Below are 19,057 nucleotides of genomic sequence, written 5' to 3' on the forward strand. Positions count from 1 at the left end.
AATTAGAATCAATACTCTAAAATGAGAGATCATCACGAAAAAACTAGATACTTGGATCCATGTTGTTTATCGAGTAATTGTGAGCGAGGTTCATTCTTAACAATACTAATTGATAGAATTATGAGATTGCTCTAATTAGTCGTCGAGTATTCTTGTGAACTGCAACTACGATGTTTGAATGTCTTAGGCGTAACGGATAAATAGGAAACACCGTCCATGATTAAGGATAATCAACCACGTTCTGAACACCAATCTAAACCTAACAAGCTCTCTGAAAATAGCCGTGACCCTTTATGGCTTACTGTCAGCTACACCGTCTTTACCTACCTACTTCTTAGCTACGTACTACCTCATTATGTAGGAACAGAAACTGCTGTCGGCACGGCGCTTGTTGGGCTTCTTGCCGAATATGCACTGTATGTTTCTTCACTTTGGCTATTACCAGAGCTGATCGTTCTATTAAGATCTTTCAAATCAGAGTCCGACATAGAAACCGTACAGAAAACCATTTAACTCAAACGTTATATCACTCGCAAAAAACTATTTTAATGATTAAGTATTAACCAAATAAAAATAAGTTCGCACGTTTACAATAGGTTACGACTGGCACGTTAATAGCCCCAAAAAACTGTGAGCAAGATCAACTTGATCCTGTAAATTCATAGTGTTACTGTGGCTTCGATGACGAAAATATGACCACAAGGAGTGTGCTTTGCCGAATATTCAAGTGAGTCGTTGGCGTGTTGAATCCTGTCCAGAATCATTGGAACAGAAAATCATCTCTGCCGTCGCCTACCAAGAAATGAAGGGAACTATTTCTGATTTTGAGTTGTGTCAGATATTCGGAGAAACCGTTTGGAAGAGCGGAGAGAATTACCATACACATGCTGTTTCTGTGTTAATCAATGAAGCAGAAAGGTGCTGTCGAGTCATTCCAAGACTACCGGTTGGGTAGTCTGTATTGATAACCTAATGTATTGATATTAAAAAGGGTCTACCAACTGGTAGACCCTTTTTGTATTCTTGTTACTTATTATTAGCTCTGCGAATAGATAGCTTCCAATTTTTCATCTTTGCGCTTCCATACATCGTTGAGCCAATTGTGGAAGCGACGTTTGAAGACTTTGTCGTTGAAGTAATCACCGTTGAGGTTTTCGTCCATCTGATATACATCGATTTTAACGACAACTTTCGTCAACTTACCCTTCAACAAATCATTAAATGGGTCTTCTCGATTTTCTGGATACGCCAATGTGATATCAACGACCCCATCCAACAAATGGTTCATGGCGTTAAGTGTGAACGCTACACCACCTGTTTTTGGCTTCAATAGGTGTCGATAAGGTGTTTTAACCGTCGCCAACTTTTCTTCGCTATATCGCGTCCCTTCAACAAAGCTGATCATCGTTGTTGGCACGTGCTCAAACTTTTTACAAGCCTTGCGAATCGCATTAAAGTCATCATTGCGTCGTTCGGGGTGCTTAACCAGATAGGCCTGCGAGTGTCGCTTCATAAATGGCATATCCAAGCCCCAACAAGCAAGACCAACAAAAGGCACATACAGTAAGCTTTGTTTTAGTAAAAATTTGCACATTGGCATTCTGTTTTTCATCACGGATGTGATGATAACAATGTCAGCCCAGCTCAAATGGTTAGACAACAACATATACCATTGATCTGGCGTCAGATCGTCACCACCTTCAACGTCCCATTCAATGTTGTTGTTCAGGTTTAGCAGCCATAAGTTAATCGTCGCCCAAAGCCACATCTGTTTGTTAGATAGGCTGGTCATCAATGTCTGAACGAATTTCAGTGGCAGTAGTAATTTGATGATCGAGAATGTGCAAACTACGAATGCAGTCACAGCCGTATTTGCCATTACTAGAAAAGAATTGATGAAGAGACGTAGATTGCTGAACATACCAATTGTTACAAAACTAAAAGAGGCCGCAATCATAGCAACTTTTGACTAAACGTATAGTAAAGCTTTGTCATTCAAACGTGCCTTTCTAAAGGCACGTTTATTTTATTGTTTAATTACAATGTGTTATTAAACCCAACCCGCTAGTCGTCCGACCAGGTAAAGTGAAATACCGGCCATCACACCCGCTACAATGTCGTCAATCATGATACCTAAGCCACCATGAACACGCTTATCGAGCCAACCGATTGGCCATGGTTTTACCATATCGAAGAAACGGAATAGCACAAAGCCTGTCAGTAACCATTTCCAATCGTCAATCGGCAATTTGAGTGCCGGGACTATCGCCATGGTGATCCAAAATCCAGCGAACTCATCCCATACGATGGAGCCATGATCATGTACGCCCATATCATCTGAGGTCACTTGACAGATTTTTATACCGATAATACAAGACAGTAAAACCGCGGTAAGATACATGCTCAAAGGCAATTGTGCTAACAGTAGATATAACGGAATCGCTGCCAGTGTACCCATAGTACCGGGTACAACAGGCGATAGACCACTGCCAAAGCCAGTCGCAAGCAAATGCCAAGGGTTTTTCAAAGAGATTAAGTCAAGGGGGTTACTCATTGGCTCACCTTAAAGTGGTCGAATCCACCCAACTGCCAGTCAAGTGGTTGGTCGTTAGAATGTAGATCAAGATAGCCTGTGCCCGTTATTTGTCCAATACAGGTAAATGGCGTATTTGATAGCGCGATCTCTAGTTGCCCTCTGTTGGCTTCCGGCACCGTAAAGCAGAGTTCATACTCTTCACCGCTTGTTAATGCGTACTGCTTTGCGATGTCATCAGACTCAACGAATTGCTTGAGTTCAGACGAAACAGGCAGCAAGTCGACATCAATACGGGCGCCAACGTCTGAGCACTTTAAAATATGCCCTAAGTCAGAAATAAGGCCATCAGAGATATCAATCGCGGCAGAAGCGATATCGCGAAGGGTAATGCCTGCAAGCACTCTCGGCGTCGCCTCAAAATGGCGCTTTTCTAATTCACGGTTGAGCTCGGTATTCGCGCTGATGTTTTTTTCCAGAATCACATCAAGGCCGGCTTTGGCATCACCGAGGTGACCTGTCACATATACCCAGTCTCCAGAACTTGCCCCACTTCGAGTCAAAGCTTTGCCTTGTGGCAGTGTGCCTTGCACAGTAAGCGTAATCGCCAGCGGTCCTTTTGTGGTGTCGCCACCGATGAGCTGGATACCGTAATAGTCTGCTAACGAGAAAAACGCATTGCAAAAACGTTCAAGCCAGCGTTCGTTCACTTCTGGTAATGAGATCCCCATGGAGACCCAAGCAGGTGATGCACCCATTGCAGCTAAATCACTGATATTCGAGGCAAGTGCCTTATGTGCAATCCAAGCCGGATCGGCGTCAGCGAGAAAGTGGGTACCGGATACTAAGGTATCAGTGCTAATGGCGATGTGGCTGTCAGCTGGAGGGGCAACAATGGCACAATCATCACCTTGTGCTAAGACCACGTCTTTGCGTTGCTGCTGTTTATGCGCGAAGTACTTGTCGATTAAACTAAATTCACCGGACATCTTGTAGGCTTTGTGCTGGAAAGGTGAGAAGAGTATATAAAAAAGGCCAGCAATTTGCTGACCTTTTTACGAATAGACAAACGTTAATCGTTACTTTTTGCGAACGTGAGGTGCTGCTTTATCTAGAACACCATTAACGAACTTGTGGCTGTCTTCTGCTGCGAATACTTTCGCAAGCTCAATAGCTTCGTTGATAACCACTTTGTAAGGTACGTCTTCGCGGCTCGTCATTTCGTACATAGCTAGACGAAGAAGCGCAAGCTCCATCATGTCTAGATCTTGCATTGGACGAGAAACGAACGGACGTAACTTGCTGTCTAGTTCCGTGTGATTCAACGCGACACCCGTGAGCAAATCACGGAAATATACAACGTCAGTCTCTGGCGCAGTCAACGCAGGCTCAGCAGCATGATGTTCTTCTTCATCATACTTACCACCTGATAAGAACTGTTCTTCAACAGTGGCAACATTTTCTTTAGTAATTTGCCAAGAATAAATTGCTTGCAGAGCAAATTGACGTGCATTACGACGTGCGGCTGGTTTCACACTGGCCCCCATTAGGAATCGATTTCAGAAAGAACGTTGATCATTTCAAGCGCGCTTAGTGCAGCCTCTGCACCTTTATTACCAGCCTTGGTTCCGGCACGCTCAATTGCTTGATCGATAGTATCAACAGTCAATACACCAAATGCTACTGGTAGGCTATATTCCAGAGACACTTGCGCAAGACCTTTATTACACTCACTACAAACATAGTCGAAATGTGGTGTACCGCCACGAATTACTGTACCCAAAGACACGATTGCATCAAACTTACCTGTTTTAGCAACTCGCTGAGCAACCAATGGTAGCTCTACCGCACCAGGGCAGCGAACAACAGTGATGTTGTCTTCACTTACTTGGCCGTGACGTTTTAAAGTATCGATAGCACCAGATAATAGGCTTTCATTGATAAAACTATTGAAACGAGAAATTACAATAGCAATCTTTGCGTTCGGTGCTGGGAAGCCACCCTCGATAACTTTCATATGCTTTCCTTATAAACTATGTTCATCGCGCGAGAATCGCCGGATTCTAGCACAACTCAATTATTAATATCCACCGCTAACTTTAGTCAAACACTGCTTTCACAATACTTGAAATCGGTTGCGGCGCGACGAAAAAGAAAAAGCCTTTGCGTTTCATAAGCAAAGGCTTGGATAAATTACTCAGTAATGTATTCGGTGACACTCAGACCAAAGCCACCCAGTGCGTGATACTTTTTATCCGCCGAAGACAGAAGCTTCATTTCATGTACACCAAGATCCGCGAGAATCTGCGACCCTACGCCTACTCGGCGTGATGTGCCTTGTTTTTTAGCCATGGTCGGTGCTGAGCCATTGTCTTGTTGCTCAAATACCTTGATCTTGTGAACAATAGCCTCGGTGCTTTCTTCATTACCAAGAATCACCAGTACACCACCTTCTTTTCCAATGCGCTTCATCGCTTTGTCCAAAGTCCAGCTACGATCGGAGTTTCTATTTGAGCGTAAGATATCAGTGAAGGTGTCTTGCAAATGTACGCGAACTAATGGAGTGCTAGCCGTCAAATCACCAGCACACATCGCGTAGTGGATTTGATTGTCGATAGTGTCACGGTAGGTCACTAGCTCAAAGTCACCAAATTCAGTCGGCAAATGACACGCAGCAACGCGCTCAATTGTGGTCTCGTTATTGTTACGATACTCGATAAGGTCGGCAATCGTTCCGAGCTTAATGTTGTGTTTTTCGGCGAAAATCTCTAAGTCGGGACGACGCGACATAGTGCCATCGTCATTAAGAATCTCGACAATCACAGAAGCAGGCTCAAAACCCGCGAGTTTTGCCAGATCGCAGCCGGCTTCAGTATGACCAGCGCGAGTTAACACACCACCATCTTGAGCCGCCAGTGGGAAAATGTGTCCTGGTTGCACTAAGTCTGCAGCCTTTGCGTCTTTTGCAACTGCGGCCTGAACTGTACGTGCGCGATCTGCCGCAGAGATACCAGTGGTTACGCCTTCCGCAGCTTCAATAGACACAGTAAAGTTAGTGGTGTACTGCGCGTTGTTGTCTTGAACCATAGGTGGTAAGCCTAGTGCTTCACAACGGCTCTTTGTCATGGTTAAGCAGATCAATCCACGTCCATGAGTCGCCATAAAGTTAATGGCTTCTGGTGTGATATGTTCAGCGGCCATAATAAGGTCACCTTCATTCTCACGGTCTTCATCGTCCATTAGGATAACCATTTTCCCAAGGCGAATGTCTTCAATGATTTCTTGCGGCGTACTAATTGGCATTTCACATTCCTGTATTGGTTCGTTGGGCATCAAGCTTTGCGTCAGATTTTAAGCGAAGCCGTTTTGTTGTAGGAAGTCCATGGTAATTCGAGACTCAGATTCGTCACTGGCTTTCGATTGCAGCAATCGTTCCATATAACGAGCTAGGACATCCACTTCTAAATTAATTTTTCGGCCAACATGAAAGTTGTCGATGGTCGTTTCTTCAGATGTATGAGGCACAATCGTCAGTTTAAAGGCATCTTTGCGAACGTCGTTGACCGTCAGACTGATACCATCTACGGTAATAGAACCTTTTTCCGCTACATACTTGCCTAGCTCAGATGGCATCTGCACCCAAAACTCTATGGCGCGACCAACTTGTTGTCGGTCCACAATTTCTCCAACACCATCCACATGCCCAGACACGATGTGCCCGCCAAACCGTGTCGTTGGTAGCATCGCTTTTTCTAGGTTTACTTTGTCGCCAACGCTGTAGTGAGCAAAGCCTGTTTTCTTTAGCGTCTCAACGGATAAGTCCGCATGGTAACTGTTGTCTGTGAAGCTGGTGACCGTAAGACAGACGCCATTTGTCGCGATGCTGTCTCCTAGTTTTACGTCACTCATGTCCAGTTTGCCCACTTCAACATGAATACTGATATCTTCTCCTTTTGGAGTGATACCCTTCAGTGTGCCAACCGCTTCAATAATTCCTGTAAACATTGTTCTACTTCTGCTTTAGTTGTGGTGTGGCGACAATACGAATGTCGCTTCCCACCATACGAATATCTTTTATATCGATCTCGATGACGTCTTGCATCTCAGTCAATCCAAGTGCCCCAATAAGCCCTCGCCCATCGGCCCCCATAAGCTTAGGTGCTAAATACACAATAAGCTCATCAACGAGCTGTTGTTGAATCATCGAGCCTGCTAGCGTTGCCCCAGCTTCTATCCATACATGATTAATTTGTTGGTCTTTAGCCAAGCCTTGCAGTGTTTCAGCTAAATCTAGTTGATTAGCTGAGTTCATTGTCACGTTAAGATCGCCACCAGCCTGAGCCACTCGAATAATATCACCCTCAGATTGGAACAATTTCAGCTCTCTCGATAGTGCATTTTGTCTATCCAAAATCACGCGAGTAGGTTGGCGTAATTCATCAGGCTTAATTACATCAGTGACATGACTTGGCAGCTCATCCCAACGCACATTTAAAGAGGCGTTATCTTCTACGACTGTTTGACTCGTCGATAGAATCGCGCCTGACTGGGCACGATACGCTTGAACGTCTCGACGTGCTTCGGGGCCAGTAATCCACTGGCTTTTGCCATTGGCTAATGCCGTTTGTCCATCAAGGCTGGCTGCCATTTTAAGTTGGACAAATGGCATGCCCGTTTCCATTTTCTTCAGGAAACCAGGATTAAGTGCTCGAGCATCTTGTTCCAGAAGACCAACGGATACCTCAATACCGGCTTCACGAAGCATATTGAAGCCTCGACCAGCTACTTGCGGATTAGGATCAGACATGGCACAAATAACTTTAGACACTCCTGCTTTTATCAGCCCTTCAGCACATGGAGGTGTTCGTCCATAGTGTGAACATGGCTCCAATGTGACATAAGCGGTCGCGCCCTTAGCTCGCTCTGCTGCCATTCTTAAGGCATGAACTTCCGCATGTGGCTCACCGGCTTTCTTATGATAGCCTTCTCCCACTACCTCGTTGTTTAAGGTAATGACGCAACCTACATTTGGGTTAGGCGCAGTGGTAAAGCGCCCTCTTTTCGCGAGCTCTATGGCACGGCTCATCATTTGATAATCAATAGCGCTAAATTGGCTCATAACTTTCCATATCTATGGCTAAATGAATCTGGGTCGATCAGTCTTCGAGACGAGCGATTTCTTCTCCAAACTCTCGAATATCTTCAAAGCTTCGATAAACGGAGGCAAAGCGAATATAAGCGACCTTATCCAACTCTTTTAACTGAGTCATAACAAGGTTACCAATCATCTCACTTGGTACTTCACGCTCTCCAGTCGCACGAAGTTGTGACTCAATATGACTGATAGCAAGTTCAATAGCGTCTGCACTTACCGGACGCTTTTCTAAAGCACGCTGAATACCGCCAACCATTTTATCTTTATTAAACGGTTCACGATTGCCGTTAGACTTGATGACTTTAGGCATCACCAGTTCGGCCGTTTCAAAGGTGGTGAAACGTTCACTACATGCCAAACATTGACGACGACGACGCACTTGGTGGCCATCCGCTACCAACCTTGAGTCGATAACTTTTGTATCATTTTCAGTGCAAAAGGGACAATGCATAACACCTCCTGTGGTTGATTTCCCAGTTTAGCGAAAATTCACCTATTAAGAAATCCACTATTTGACCAGTTAAGCCCGTTATCTATGGTATTGCTGAATGGCTTCACACTCTTGCCAATCAAAAGCATCAATAAGACTTTGCCAGACCGCATCAAAGTTTGCAGAAATGGTTATTTCCTGCTCAGTAATAGGATGAACAAACTTCAGTTCAGAAGCGTGTAGCAATAGGCGGTGCGAATCGTAGTGTTCGCGAAACAAACGATTGTGCTTGCCATCACCATGACTAGTATCACCAATAATCGGGTGACTCAGATGGTGCATGTGTCGGCGCAGTTGATGTTTACGACCAGTCTTAGGTTTCATCTCTACCAGGCAATAGCGACTGGTTGGGAATTGCCCTGTAGTATAAGGCACTTCAACCGATGCCAATGGCTGATAAGCGGTTACTGCAGGCTGCGCTTCCTTGTCTTGAGAAGCAAATTTATCGGCGATTTTGTCAAGCTCCACTTTAAGAGGGTAATCGAGAACATCACCCTCAGTGATCCAGCCTCGAACGATGGCATGATAGGTTTTCTCAATGTTGTGCTCAGCAAACATCGGCATAGCCTGTGAAGCGACTTCACTAGACAGAGCAAATAACAACACGCCAGACGTTGGTCGATCTAAGCGATGCAATGGGAATACATGTTGGCCAATTTGGTCTCGTAATGTCTGCATGACAAAACGTGTTTCGTTTTTATCAAGCCACGAACGATGCACAAGCATACCCGCAGGTTTATTTACCGCGACTAAATATTGGTCTTGATAAACGATCTCTAGTGGTTCCACGGCAGGTAGAGTCATGGTTTCGGTCATTTGGCATTATCATCCAGTTTTTTTAATACAAGGATTATTTCTTGATACTCAGGGCGCAGCTTCCATACCTCTTCAAAGTAAGGAGTGATCTCAAAGCCCTTCGGTAATGGCTGTCCCATCTCTATCATAGATTCAATACGCTGAATAAAAACCCATTGTAGCCACTCATGGGGTTCCAAAGTATCGACAGAGAAAGGTTGTTGGCTGCTCATCGCACTAGCTGTTGGCTCTTGGGTTTGCCACAGTGCATGTTTTTTAAGCAACTCTTTTAGCTCTACGAGCAATAGCTTCATGGTAAATAGGCCGTTCGTTAGATTGCGGTCTCATCATTCGATGAAATTGGCAACCAATGACTTGAAAATTCGCGATAGAATACCATCTATTGTTCTATACCCAAACCGTACTAGGAATTACTCCATGGATACCATTCATACTTTGTCGGACCTTCTGGTAAACAGTGGCTGCCAATATCACATTTATGATATTTCTCGACGAGTTCAGCGCATCGACAATGATCAATTTGCCAACGTTGAGCAAGCAAGCCAACCGTACCCTTATCCGATTCAAAGACAGGCACAGTTTGCGATTGCCTACTGGAACGCGGAGAAACAACCTTGGATATGGTTTCTGAAGTTTAACCTCGATGAGCGCGGTCTACTTAGTCAGGCTGATGTGGGTCAGTTTCTTAAGTTTGTGATGGAAGCGATGGGGACTCGGCTGAGTAAGGAAATGAGTGAAGAGCAACAACAAAAGCTCGCGAATAACCCATTTACGTTCAAACCAAAAGACGACAAGCTTGCCGTGTTTCATAGCGTACTTCGTGCTGAGTTAGCACTACCAACCAGTCAATACTACACGCATGCGCAAGAATATTTTGCCGGTAAACTGGGATGGGATAATTGGCAAACAGTCGGTCTACAAGGTATTACTGACATTGCCGCTCGTCTCAGTACTGACGATAACAATCGACTAGTAAGAACCAGTTTACGACATATTGCTAACGAGCCGAGATATGCTCTGCTTGGAGCCTTGGAGCATATTGCCCTTCCAGCAAAACTTTCTGATACCTTATTTGAATTGGCACAAAAAGAGGTGGAGACAGAGTATGCCGATCTGTTCCTACTATCCGCATATGTCCGTGCCTTATCTGGAGGAAAACCGGAACAACTTGAGTCGCTGATTACTACCATTTTGGCCAGTGCGACACTCAGTCATCAAGAAATTCTCATCGCAATCGCGGGTCGCTCTTGGTTACCGTTAACGACACCAGCGCTGGCAGAGCAATTTCTGATTAGGCTGGCACAAACAGGAAACCAGACTCTGTTCAACCAGCTGTTCGCCGATCTGGTTATGATGCCAAGTTTACGTTTGGTTCTGCTGCCACTGTTGCACTCTAGTCCGTCCCCTGAACTAGCACAGGCTTTAGTTGCGCTTCAGCAAAGTGCCACGCAGGGCCGGATGCACTAAGGAGACCTAACGGTGATCGACAATTTACTGATGATCTTAGCATTGAGCTTATTTTGCTTTTTGTTTTGGCAACAAAGACGACAAGGTGAAATTGCTAAAGCTGCGGTAAGTAGGCGTTGCAAGGAATTGGATCTGCAGATGCTTAGCGTGTCGTTCGGCGCACACAAGCTAAGAGATGCCAACGGTAGATGGGGTTGGCATACTATTTATGAATTTGAGTTTTCAGCCCTGGGCGATGACTACTATCAAGGAAAGCTGTTGATGAAAGGCTTTCATGTTCTGAATTTTCATCTGCCACCGCACCGAATGTAGATTGAAAGATCAAATACGGGCCGTGTTCATCTTTTGCATGGCCTATTTGCTCAAAGCCGAGCTTCTTAAGTAGTCTGATGGAAGGTTCATGGTCAGTATCGACATTCGCCGTCAATTTACTCAATCCCAAGGTGGCAACCACGTCAGGAATAAACGCACGCAACACTTCCGTGGCAATACCTTTATTCCAATACTGTTTATCAAAGATATAGCCCAGTTCCCCTTCACTACTCGCATGCCTGTCGACAAATATATGACCTAGATAGTCCCGGGTTCGAATGTCCAAGACTGCCATGGCATAAATATCAGGGTCGCTTAAGATCGATTGAAAAATAGTGCGTGCTTTTGCCAGCGTGTGAGGGCCATTCATGTGCTTTCTATTCTTAGCACAGACGTTAAGCATGAGAAAATCCGACTCGAGATGGTCGGTATAGGGGATTAATACTGTCCGTAGCGTAGCGATCGTCATAACGTTATTACATTCCTTTGATTTCGCGTGCAGACTATAACAAGTGATTCCATGAGATTTATTGATCTCAGATATAAGAAAAGCCCCAACACTTGCGTATTGGGGCTATAGTCTTACTCGCAGCAGTCCGGCTACTAAAAATGCTCCATGCATCATCCGTAATAGTGGCTGAATCCTTCAGCTATATCCATTCGTCGCCGTCCTAGCGGTGTCCATCTCATCCAATGACGCTAACCATCCCAGTCAGCTCGCTTCACTTGTTCCTTGAGCGGTGTCCTTGACCATCTTCCTGATGGGGTTCCTTCACTCTTCCTGAGTGTATCCTTTTCCTTTTAAATCATCTTCCTGATGATTGTTCGCATCCCGCGCTATCCTAACTTCCTTGCTGGTTACGGTTCCCTTGGTAACCAAATCTTCTTCCTGAAGATGACCTTCCAATGTCTTTCCTGTTCCGTGTCAGCATCCTTCCGACAAGTTCTAATTTACGCGATTGCCGTTTTTGAGCAATGCAGAAAATTCAATTTTTTCCGCAGCAAAATGTTTAATAACAGTTAAAAATCAATAAATACAAATACTTAATTTTATTTTCTTCCAGATTTCTCGCGCTTTTATCTCTTTCTCTCACAACTGCTGTGAGAGATCTCGCACAAGCCTCTTCCGTTTTAGCGCGCTTATTAATGAAGCCATCAATGCCAAAGTGTGACGAGAATCGACTTTTGCTTTTCTGTACCCCGACCAAAATCACAGGTACTATTTAGTTATCCCTTATTGAATGGAAAAAAACATGCTAACGAAAGATGTCTCCGCAGAAATTGAAGCGGCTTTAAACTCATTGCATGCTGAGGGCAAGGAACCAACAGTCGCTTTGGTAAAGGCGCGTTTGAAGACCAAAGTGCCTATGCCTGCACTAATCACTGTAATTAAGTCCTGGAAGAGTAGCCAACACGTTCCTAAAGTTGAAGTGGCTGCTGAGCCTGAGATTCAGCCATTGGAACTCAGAGTGAAGGAATTAGAACAACAAGTCGCGCTACTGACGGAAAGACTGACCAAGCTGGAGCAGAACAATGGTTAAGATTTGGGTGGATGCCGATGCGTGTCCAAAGGTAATTCGCGAAACCATTTGTCGAGCAGCAGAGCGAACCGGATTAACCTGCACATTCGTGGCGAATCACGCGGTGCCTGTACCAAAACGAGAGAACATTCACTCACTCACTGTGCCTTCAGGGTTTGATATCGCTGACAATGAAATTGTAAGGCGTGTTAGCGAGGGCGATTTAGTCATCACATCAGATATCCCGCTTGCAGATGAAGTCATCACCAAGAATGCCCTAGCGCTGAGTCCACGTGGCGAGATGTACACTAAAGATACAATTAAAGCACGACTCAACATTCGTGACTTTATGGATACCATGCGCTCGAGTGGCGTTCAAACTGGCGGGCCCGCACCGTTAGGACAAACTGAACGACGCGAATTTGCCAATAACTTAGATCGCTTTTTGGCAAAAGCGAAGCGATAGCGCACTTCAAGTAAGTCGTCGGTGCGAACAGAAGCACACAAACAAAAAAGTCAGAGCTTATAGCTCTGACTTTTTCAATTCATCATGCTTGTGGTTAATTACGCACGTGGCAAGTAATCAGCCTTTCCAACCCACTTGTAGCTGGTTAGTTCTTCTAAGCCCATTGGACCGCGAGCGTGAAGCTTCTGAGTAGACACGGCAACTTCAGCACCTAAGCCAAACTGCGCTCCATCGGTAAAACGCGTAGATGCGTTAACATAAACCGCTGCCGAACCTGCTGAGTTGATGAACTTTTCTGAGTTCACCAAGCTATTAGTCATAATAGCGTCGGAGTGACTAGCATTATGTACTCGCATATGGTGAATCGCTTCTTCCACATCCGCGACCACTTTCACACCTAGCGTAAAACTCAGCCACTCAGTATCAAAATCGCCTTCGCCTGCACTTCTTAAGTCTGCAGCGCCAGCTAGAATAGCCTCCGCCTTTGGCTCAGCAACTAAGCTCGCTTTACCTTTGAGACGCTCGGCAAGCATCGGTAAGAACTCCGCCGCTACCTTCTCATGAACTAGTAGGGTGTCCAATGCATTACACGCAGATGGACGCTGAACTTTAGAGTTTTCTACCACATCTAAAGAACGTACTAGATCAGCAGACTCGTCAACGAAAATATGACTGATACCAAAGCCGCCAATGATTACTGGTATATTACTGTTCTCTTTACACATTTTGTGTAAACCGGCACCACCTCGAGGAATGATCATATCGACATAATCATCCAACTTAAGCAGTTGTGATACAAGCTCACGATCTGGCTTTTCAATATACTGAACCGAAGCAGCTGGTAAGCCCGCTTTATCTAACGCCAATTGAATGACTTTCACCAGTTCCATATTGGAGTAGAACGTCTCTTTACCGCCACGCAGAATGCTTGCATTACCTGTTTTTAGGCAGAGCGCCGCAATATCGATGGTTACGTTTGGACGCGCTTCATAGATAACACCTACTACACCAAGTGGCACGCGACGACGAGACAGGCTCATGCCGTTCTCAAGGATTTTGCTGTCAATTTCACTGCCAACAGGATCTGACAAGGTGATCACATTGCGCACGTCATCAGCAATGCCTTTCAAGCGCTGCTCGTTTAACAGCAAACGGTCCAAAAGTGCTTCAGTAAGCCCAGCTTGACGGCCAAGCTCAATGTCTTTAGCGTTTGCCGCTAGGATTACGTCAGCATTCGCTTCTAGCTCATCAGCAATGATCTGTAGCGCATTGTTTTTTTGAGCAGTCGATGCAGTAGCCAGAGAGAAGCTTGCTTGCTTGGCATTCTGACCGAGTTTAATCATATCCATTACTTATCCCTTTATTCTTAATCTTGAATGACAACCATATCGTCGCGGTGAATGACTTCAGCACCATAGTCATAGCCTAGAGTCTCACCGATTTCTTTACTGTGTTTACCTGCAATTTTCGCTAGGTCAGTATCGGAGTAGCCACAAATTCCTTTTGCAACCAGTGCTCCGTCTTTGGTTGTCACACGCACCACTTCACCTCGAGCGAAGCGGCCTGAAACTTTAACAACACCTTTTGCGAGTAAACTGCTGCCTTTGCCAATCACAGCATTGACTGCCCCCGCATCGATGACAATGTTACCCGTTGCTGCCGGGCCAGCAAGAATCCAACGTTTACGATTCTCTAGTGCTTCTGGAAGTGGTAGGAAGCGTGTACCTTGGGGCTCATCTGACAACGAATCAAACACCACGTTCTCAGCACTACCAGCAGCGATAATAACTTCAATACCGGCACGACGTGCAATATCCGCTGCCTGAAGTTTGGTTGCCATACCGCCTGTGCCCAATGTCGTTCCACTACCGCCAGCAATCTTACGAAGCGTTTCATCAATCGTAGTGACTTCGCGAATAAGTTCCGCATTAGGATCCTTGCGAGGATCAGCGGTAAACAGGCCACGCTGATCGGTTAACAGCAGCAGTTTGTCTGCACCACACAAGATACCCACCAATGCTGACAGGTTATCGTTATCACCAACTTTAATCTCGCTAGTCGCAACCGCATCATTCTCATTCACAACCGGAATAATGTCGTTTTCCACTAGCGCATTGATGGTGTCACGTGCATTCAAGAATCGCTCGCGATCCTCAAGATCTGCGCGTGTTAGCAGCATTTGGCCGATTTTAAGTCCGTAAATCGCAAATAGCGACTCCCAAACTTGAATCAACTGACTTTGTCCCACAGCCGCTAATAGCTGCTTGCTCGCCATTGAATTGGGAAGTGCGGGGTATCCTAGGTGCTCTCTGCCTGCGGCAATAGCACCAGAAGATACCATAACCACAGAATGACCAAGCTTTTTCAGCTCAGCACATTGTCTAACGAGCTCGACCATATGCGCTTTGTTTAGCGCTAGGGAACCACCTGTAAGAACGCTTGTTCCTAACTTCACCACTACAGTTTTTTTGTCTGTAGCTTGACGATTAATATCAGTTGTCATCTCTGTTTGTTGGACACGAAAGTTAAATAAGGAGTGATGTTTTAGCAATCAAACATCATTTATACAAGTAAAAAGTGAGAGGATTGGAAAAGCAGCAAAAAAAAGCCCCAATCGAGACATTGAGGCTTTGTAAACGTTACACGAACTCTACAGAGTCATCATGTATTGCTACATCCAACGAGAACTTTTCTTGAAGCGCAGAAACCAACTTTTCATGGAACACTTCTTGTGTTCGAGTAATCTCTTGAGTTGCTGATTCCGGAGCCGACTCTAGGACCCACTCACCTACTTGGTTATAGCGACCAATCTGATACGTTGCTTCAAATTGCTCGTCAACTAGGCTCAAATCAACCCACCAACCCCAAAACTCTCTATCTTCTGGAGACTTAGTATCATCAACACAAACGGAAAGGCAATCAAAGTGATAAAACCCTTCTTTGCATAGAGGCTCTCTAAGATAAGGACCAATCGCTTTTAGAGCAGTGAGCAAACGATAATGCGTAGGGTTTTTAGCCGCTTCTGACATGAGGAAACTCCATTTATAAGTAAAATTAGTTATTGAATTGAAATAGCGTTAAATTTTCCGAGATATTTATTGTTTTATCATATATTTGATTACACGCTTATTTCATATTTAACTAATTTACCACAAATGTCACCTCCAAAGTTCGTCCTCCAACCACTTAATCGCCATTTCGAGCGATTGCTCATATCCTTTAGCAATACCTTTCGCAGGTATTTGTTTTGCCTTGCCGTAATCACTGAACATGGCTACCAAGCGGTTGTCTGAATGTGGTGAAACCATATCACCTTCTAGGCTCATTGCTAAGATCGGCACTTTCGTGCGACGAGCACTGAGGAAGCCTTGTATCTTGAGTGACCAAGCCATTAGCTGCCCTGACAAACTATTGATATCAATAGCATCTTTGCCTAATCGAGAGCCTAGCATATCCAAATACATCTTAGGCATGTTCTGGATTTTCTTTGGACTCGTCAGCAAGTCATGGATAGGTGCGCCAAGTGATACACAGCCTTTAATCTTATTGGGTTCAAGAAAAGACAACCTAACCATCGCGTTGCCACCAAAACGGAAACCTAATAGACCTACTTTGAAATGATCGACCCATGGGATATTTGGTAGCTCGTTTAGCACAGCTTGGTGTAAGCAAGACGTGTCTTCCGTTAGGGGCCAATGAGAGCTGTGACCGATAGAAGGCATATCGACGGTTAACATCGCGATGCCTGCGGGCGCAAGGTAATCGCGGAACAAACGCCACATGTCTGTTTGTAAGGAGTCGAGACCAGCACTCACTATAACAACAGGTTGTGGTTTATCTGTGCTAACTAGATGCAGATTGGCAATAATACGTTTGTTCTTATAAGGAACCTCAATTTGCTTAATAATGTGACTAGTGCGTTTTGCTGCCTCATTGTAAGCCGTATTCGCTAGCACCTGCGCCTGTAACGCAAGATTGTCGTTCTTTAGATGAGGGTAACCTGCAATGCTAAAACAAAGTGAGGCTTTAAATAACTCTTCGGCCGAATCATCACCAGTCACATCATTAGAACGCTTTTGATGCAACATACCAAGCTTCGTCCACTCATAGTTCCAGTTACCACCGTGATAGCCCATTACGGTATCCAGCCACTCGTCAACCGTACGAGAATGTTTTGATGAGGCAATGGTCGCTAACACACTTTCCTGTTCAATAGGATCAATACCCTGCCAAACCCATTGCAACCGTAGTAGGTTTCGGTACCAAGAGGTGGGGTTCTCCGCTCTGCGCTCCTCAAGCAGCTTATCGCTACTCGGCATATATCTAATCAGACGGGAGGTTTCTTTTGCCTGTTTGTTTTTCTCGAACAACGTCTCAGAGATATTCTTGCTGGTTTCTTCAGACATGTCATAACCTTCTAATGGAACTTTGTCCTATATAGTAATAAAAAAAATGACCCAATAAAGGGTCATTTTTCGCAAATACAGATTGATGTATTTATTTTTGTTTACGGTTGATTGGCTCAACGTAAGACAGCACCATATCCCATGGCTGCTCAATCCAACAGTCCTGAGCGATGTCAACGATGTATTCATCAACAAGCTCAACACCCGCAGGTTTCGCACATACTGTTACAAATTTAGCTTTAGGGTACATCTCGCGGATCTTACGAGCAGTGTCGCCACTGTCTACTAAATCATCAACGATTAGATAACCTTCACCATCATGCTCAGGTGCTTTTAGCACTGTCATGTCACGCTGATGATCGTGATCGTAGCTAGAGATACATACCGTATCTACGTAACGAATACCTAGCTCACGAGCCAGAATTGCAGCAGGAACCAGACCACCACGGCTTACGCCTAGAATGCCTTTCCACTGTTCTGCTGGCATTTGACGCTCAGCAAGTTGACGGCAATATGCGTGCATATTGTCCCATGTGATGATGAATTTGTTAGCCATAGTAAAAACCTAATTAAAACGTGTTCGTGCGTTATGCAGCCAAAATGTACTTCATGATAAAGATTGCCGACATTACCCATACACTTAGAGAAACGTCACGTCCTTTACCACTCAATGCTTTGATCGCCGCGTAAGCAATGAAACCTAACGAGATACCTTCTGCAATAGAGAATGTAAAAGGCATCAGCAAGCAAGTTACAACAACCGGCGCAGCTTCTGTAATGTCTCTCCAGTCGATACCAACTAGACCAGACATCATAAGAATTGCTACGTAAAACAGAGCACCTGCAGTTGCGTAAGCTGGGATCATACCCGCCAAAGGCGAGAAGAATAAAGCAAGTACAAACAAAATGCCAACAACAACTGCAGTCAGACCTGTACGACCGCCAGCAGCCACACCTGCTGTACTCTCTACATATGAGGTTGTGTTTGACGTACCCAGTAGTGCACCTACTGATGTCGCTGTTGAATCCGCTAGAAGCGCTTTGTTCAAGCGTGGGATTTTGCCATCTTTGCCAATTAAATCTGCTTTTTGAGCAACGCCAACCAGCGTACCTGCAGTGTCAAACAAGTCGACGAATAAGAAAGCAAATACCACTGAAATCATGCCGATCTCAAACACGGCTGAGAAATCTAATTGCATGAAGGTAGGCGCAATGCTTGGTGGAGCAGACATGATACCGCCCCACTGCACGTCACCAAAGATAAGACCAAGACCGGTTACCGCCAAGATAGCGATCATTACTGCACCTTTTACACCACGGTGTACAAGTGCAATAGTCAGGAAGAAACCAACTGCAGCGAGAGTTGCTGGCAATGACGTGATATGACCAAGCGAAACCAGTGTTGCTGGGTTATCGACAACAATACCCGCGTTTTTCAGCGCGATAAGTGCCAAAAATAGACCAATACCTGCAGAAATACCGGTTCTAAGCGACATTGGAATGGAGTTAATGATCCACTCACGAATTTTGAAAACACTCAAAAGGATGAACAAGACACCTGAGCAGAATACTGCCGCTAGAGCCACTTGCCATGTGTAACCCATACCTAGCACAACAGCGTAGGTAAAGAACGCATTCAGTCCCATACCAGGAGCCTGTGCGATTGGATAGTTAGCTACGAAGCCCATGATGAAACAGCCAATAGCAGCCGCAAGACAGGTAGCAACGAATACTGCGCCGCGATCCATGCCGGCATCAGCTAGAATTGCTGGGTTAACAAAAATAATGTAAGCCATCGTCAGGAAGGTTGTTAAACCTGCGATGATCTCAGTGCGCACATTGGTGCCATGTTCACTGAGTTTAAACAGCCTTTCGAGCATAATCGAATCCCT

The 19,057-nt window shown here is 45.0% G+C and carries 24 protein-coding genes; 6 read left to right on the forward strand and 18 right to left on the reverse strand.

Annotated features, from left to right (window positions below; genetic code table 11):
* Window positions 1–216 precede the first annotated feature (216 nt).
* Together VME0621_RS09175 and VME0621_RS09180 are read left to right on the forward strand one after the other, a co-directional pair.
* The gene (locus VME0621_RS09175; RefSeq protein WP_062458068.1) at window positions 217–513 is read left to right on the forward strand and encodes a hypothetical protein; all 297 of its coding nucleotides are present in this window, start codon (window positions 217–219) and stop codon (window positions 511–513) included.
* A gap of 199 nt (window positions 514–712) precedes the next feature.
* Entirely contained in the window at window positions 713–955 is a 243-nt protein-coding gene (locus tag VME0621_RS09180; RefSeq protein WP_038167169.1) for a hypothetical protein, read from the forward strand.
* Between the two features lie 81 nt (window positions 956–1,036).
* On the opposite strand, the gene yihG is transcribed toward VME0621_RS09180, so the two are convergent.
* The 11 genes from yihG to VME0621_RS09235 form a co-directional block, all read right to left on the reverse strand.
* Window positions 1,037–1,921, reverse strand: coding sequence for a 1-acylglycerol-3-phosphate O-acyltransferase, YihG family (gene yihG, locus VME0621_RS09185; protein ID WP_038221894.1), 885 nt, complete (start codon window positions 1,919–1,921; stop codon window positions 1,037–1,039).
* Between the two features lie 129 nt (window positions 1,922–2,050).
* Complete coding sequence (gene pgpA, locus VME0621_RS09190) at window positions 2,051–2,554, reverse strand: phosphatidylglycerophosphatase A (protein WP_062458071.1); 504 nt, start codon at window positions 2,552–2,554, stop codon at window positions 2,051–2,053.
* Entirely contained in the window at window positions 2,551–3,522 is a 972-nt protein-coding gene (thiL, locus tag VME0621_RS09195; RefSeq protein WP_062458073.1) for a thiamine-phosphate kinase, read from the reverse strand. The genes pgpA and thiL overlap by 4 nt, the downstream gene beginning before the upstream one ends.
* A gap of 90 nt (window positions 3,523–3,612) precedes the next feature.
* Window positions 3,613–4,080 (reverse strand): transcription antitermination factor NusB, encoded by a 468-nt coding sequence (gene nusB, locus VME0621_RS09200; RefSeq protein ID WP_006069876.1) that lies wholly within the window; start codon window positions 4,078–4,080, stop codon window positions 3,613–3,615.
* The gene (gene ribH, locus VME0621_RS09205) at window positions 4,080–4,550 is read right to left on the reverse strand and encodes a 6,7-dimethyl-8-ribityllumazine synthase (RefSeq protein ID WP_004415274.1); all 471 of its coding nucleotides are present in this window, start codon (window positions 4,548–4,550) and stop codon (window positions 4,080–4,082) included. The genes nusB and ribH overlap by 1 nt, the downstream gene beginning before the upstream one ends.
* A gap of 176 nt (window positions 4,551–4,726) precedes the next feature.
* Complete coding sequence (gene ribBA, locus VME0621_RS09210) at window positions 4,727–5,836, reverse strand: bifunctional 3,4-dihydroxy-2-butanone-4-phosphate synthase/GTP cyclohydrolase II (protein WP_031493350.1); 1,110 nt, start codon at window positions 5,834–5,836, stop codon at window positions 4,727–4,729.
* 48 nt (window positions 5,837–5,884) lie between these two features.
* Complete coding sequence (locus tag VME0621_RS09215; RefSeq protein ID WP_038229276.1) at window positions 5,885–6,538, reverse strand: riboflavin synthase; 654 nt, start codon at window positions 6,536–6,538, stop codon at window positions 5,885–5,887.
* A gap of 4 nt (window positions 6,539–6,542) precedes the next feature.
* A complete protein-coding gene (gene ribD / locus VME0621_RS09220; protein WP_062458076.1) occupies window positions 6,543–7,652 on the reverse strand; it encodes a bifunctional diaminohydroxyphosphoribosylaminopyrimidine deaminase/5-amino-6-(5-phosphoribosylamino)uracil reductase RibD in 1,110 nt (369 codons plus the stop codon).
* A gap of 37 nt (window positions 7,653–7,689) precedes the next feature.
* Entirely contained in the window at window positions 7,690–8,139 is a 450-nt protein-coding gene (gene nrdR, locus VME0621_RS09225) for a transcriptional regulator NrdR (protein ID WP_006069872.1), read from the reverse strand.
* Window positions 8,140–8,217: 78 nt separating this feature from the next.
* Complete coding sequence (gene truC, locus VME0621_RS09230) at window positions 8,218–8,994, reverse strand: tRNA pseudouridine(65) synthase TruC (RefSeq protein ID WP_062458078.1); 777 nt, start codon at window positions 8,992–8,994, stop codon at window positions 8,218–8,220.
* Window positions 8,991–9,287: a YqcC family protein gene (locus VME0621_RS09235; protein ID WP_062458081.1), complete on the reverse strand. Its 297-nt coding sequence runs from the start codon at window positions 9,285–9,287 to the stop codon at window positions 8,991–8,993. Before VME0621_RS09235 ends, truC begins: the two co-directional genes overlap by 4 nt.
* Window positions 9,288–9,411: 124 nt before the next feature.
* Between VME0621_RS09235 and VME0621_RS09240 the strand changes: the two genes are divergently transcribed.
* Window positions 9,412–10,461 carry a DUF3549 family protein gene (locus VME0621_RS09240; RefSeq protein ID WP_062458084.1) on the forward strand — a complete coding sequence of 350 codons (1,050 nt, stop codon included), beginning with the start codon at window positions 9,412–9,414 and terminating at the stop codon, window positions 10,459–10,461.
* 12 nt (window positions 10,462–10,473) lie between these two features.
* Complete coding sequence (locus VME0621_RS26120; RefSeq protein ID WP_081875866.1) at window positions 10,474–10,773, forward strand: DUF3301 domain-containing protein; 300 nt, start codon at window positions 10,474–10,476, stop codon at window positions 10,771–10,773.
* On the opposite strand, the gene VME0621_RS09245 is transcribed toward VME0621_RS26120, so the two are convergent.
* On the reverse strand, window positions 10,664–11,242 hold the full coding sequence (locus VME0621_RS09245) for a GNAT family N-acetyltransferase (protein WP_062458085.1): 579 nt from the start codon (window positions 11,240–11,242) through the stop codon (window positions 10,664–10,666). The genes VME0621_RS26120 and VME0621_RS09245 overlap by 110 nt on opposite strands.
* Before the next feature lie 784 nt (window positions 11,243–12,026).
* Here VME0621_RS09245 and VME0621_RS09250 point away from each other — a divergent pair.
* Window positions 12,027–12,314, forward strand: a complete 288-nt coding sequence (locus VME0621_RS09250) for a hypothetical protein (protein ID WP_006069864.1) — start codon at window positions 12,027–12,029, stop codon at window positions 12,312–12,314.
* Window positions 12,307–12,759, forward strand: coding sequence for a YaiI/YqxD family protein (locus tag VME0621_RS09255; RefSeq protein ID WP_038229268.1), 453 nt, complete (start codon window positions 12,307–12,309; stop codon window positions 12,757–12,759). The genes VME0621_RS09250 and VME0621_RS09255 overlap by 8 nt, the downstream gene beginning before the upstream one ends.
* Before the next feature lie 98 nt (window positions 12,760–12,857).
* Here the strand turns inward: VME0621_RS09255 and VME0621_RS09260 are convergent, their stop codons facing one another.
* From VME0621_RS09260 to VME0621_RS09285, 6 genes are all read right to left on the reverse strand, one after another.
* Window positions 12,858–14,108 carry a glutamate-5-semialdehyde dehydrogenase gene (locus VME0621_RS09260; protein WP_062458088.1) on the reverse strand — a complete coding sequence of 417 codons (1,251 nt, stop codon included), beginning with the start codon at window positions 14,106–14,108 and terminating at the stop codon, window positions 12,858–12,860.
* Window positions 14,109–14,125: 17 nt separating this feature from the next.
* Entirely contained in the window at window positions 14,126–15,262 is a 1,137-nt protein-coding gene (gene proB / locus VME0621_RS09265) for a glutamate 5-kinase (RefSeq protein ID WP_082795499.1), read from the reverse strand.
* A 136-nt stretch (window positions 15,263–15,398) separates the two neighbouring features.
* A complete protein-coding gene (gene crl, locus VME0621_RS09270) occupies window positions 15,399–15,788 on the reverse strand; it encodes a sigma factor-binding protein Crl (protein ID WP_006075710.1) in 390 nt (129 codons plus the stop codon).
* A gap of 129 nt (window positions 15,789–15,917) precedes the next feature.
* Window positions 15,918–17,165: an esterase FrsA gene (gene frsA / locus VME0621_RS09275; RefSeq protein ID WP_062458091.1), complete on the reverse strand. Its 1,248-nt coding sequence runs from the start codon at window positions 17,163–17,165 to the stop codon at window positions 15,918–15,920.
* Between the two features lie 91 nt (window positions 17,166–17,256).
* The gene (gpt, locus tag VME0621_RS09280; RefSeq protein ID WP_038229262.1) at window positions 17,257–17,721 is read right to left on the reverse strand and encodes a xanthine phosphoribosyltransferase; all 465 of its coding nucleotides are present in this window, start codon (window positions 17,719–17,721) and stop codon (window positions 17,257–17,259) included.
* 31 nt (window positions 17,722–17,752) lie between these two features.
* Window positions 17,753–19,045, reverse strand: coding sequence for an NCS2 family permease (locus tag VME0621_RS09285; protein ID WP_031494607.1), 1,293 nt, complete (start codon window positions 19,043–19,045; stop codon window positions 17,753–17,755).
* Between the last annotated feature and the right edge of the window lie 12 nt (window positions 19,046–19,057).

Source organism: Vibrio mediterranei, assembly GCF_900088415.1.
Taxonomy (GTDB): Bacteria; Pseudomonadota; Gammaproteobacteria; order Enterobacterales; family Vibrionaceae; genus Vibrio; species Vibrio mediterranei.

Excerpts from the sequence above, each read along its gene's own strand:
- VME0621_RS09175 (WP_062458068.1), top strand. The coding sequence starts at position 217 with ATGATTAAGGATAATCAACCACGTTCTGAACACCAATCTAAACCTAAC.
- yihG (WP_038221894.1), bottom strand. The coding sequence starts at position 1,921 with ATGTTCAGCAATCTACGTCTCTTCATCAATTCTTTTCTAGTAATGGCA.
- pgpA (WP_062458071.1), bottom strand. The coding sequence starts at position 2,554 with ATGAGTAACCCCCTTGACTTAATCTCTTTGAAAAACCCTTGGCATTTG.
- thiL (WP_062458073.1), bottom strand. The coding sequence starts at position 3,522 with ATGTCCGGTGAATTTAGTTTAATCGACAAGTACTTCGCGCATAAACAG.
- nusB (WP_006069876.1), bottom strand. The coding sequence starts at position 4,080 with ATGGGGGCCAGTGTGAAACCAGCCGCACGTCGTAATGCACGTCAATTT.
- ribH (WP_004415274.1), bottom strand. The coding sequence starts at position 4,550 with ATGAAAGTTATCGAGGGTGGCTTCCCAGCACCGAACGCAAAGATTGCT.
- ribBA (WP_031493350.1), bottom strand. The coding sequence starts at position 5,836 with ATGCCAATTAGTACGCCGCAAGAAATCATTGAAGACATTCGCCTTGGG.
- VME0621_RS09215 (WP_038229276.1), bottom strand. The coding sequence starts at position 6,538 with ATGTTTACAGGAATTATTGAAGCGGTTGGCACACTGAAGGGTATCACT.
- ribD (WP_062458076.1), bottom strand. The coding sequence starts at position 7,652 with ATGAGCCAATTTAGCGCTATTGATTATCAAATGATGAGCCGTGCCATA.
- nrdR (WP_006069872.1), bottom strand. The coding sequence starts at position 8,139 with ATGCATTGTCCCTTTTGCACTGAAAATGATACAAAAGTTATCGACTCA.
- truC (WP_062458078.1), bottom strand. The coding sequence starts at position 8,994 with ATGACCGAAACCATGACTCTACCTGCCGTGGAACCACTAGAGATCGTT.
- VME0621_RS09235 (WP_062458081.1), bottom strand. The coding sequence starts at position 9,287 with ATGAAGCTATTGCTCGTAGAGCTAAAAGAGTTGCTTAAAAAACATGCA.
- VME0621_RS09240 (WP_062458084.1), top strand. The coding sequence starts at position 9,412 with ATGGATACCATTCATACTTTGTCGGACCTTCTGGTAAACAGTGGCTGC.
- VME0621_RS09245 (WP_062458085.1), bottom strand. The coding sequence starts at position 11,242 with ATGACGATCGCTACGCTACGGACAGTATTAATCCCCTATACCGACCAT.
- VME0621_RS09250 (WP_006069864.1), top strand. The coding sequence starts at position 12,027 with ATGCTAACGAAAGATGTCTCCGCAGAAATTGAAGCGGCTTTAAACTCA.
- VME0621_RS09255 (WP_038229268.1), top strand. The coding sequence starts at position 12,307 with ATGGTTAAGATTTGGGTGGATGCCGATGCGTGTCCAAAGGTAATTCGC.
- VME0621_RS09260 (WP_062458088.1), bottom strand. The coding sequence starts at position 14,108 with ATGGATATGATTAAACTCGGTCAGAATGCCAAGCAAGCAAGCTTCTCT.
- proB (WP_082795499.1), bottom strand. The coding sequence starts at position 15,262 with ATGACAACTGATATTAATCGTCAAGCTACAGACAAAAAAACTGTAGTG.
- crl (WP_006075710.1), bottom strand. The coding sequence starts at position 15,788 with ATGTCAGAAGCGGCTAAAAACCCTACGCATTATCGTTTGCTCACTGCT.
- frsA (WP_062458091.1), bottom strand. The coding sequence starts at position 17,165 with ATGTCTGAAGAAACCAGCAAGAATATCTCTGAGACGTTGTTCGAGAAA.
- gpt (WP_038229262.1), bottom strand. The coding sequence starts at position 17,721 with ATGGCTAACAAATTCATCATCACATGGGACAATATGCACGCATATTGC.
- VME0621_RS09285 (WP_031494607.1), bottom strand. The coding sequence starts at position 19,045 with ATGCTCGAAAGGCTGTTTAAACTCAGTGAACATGGCACCAATGTGCGC.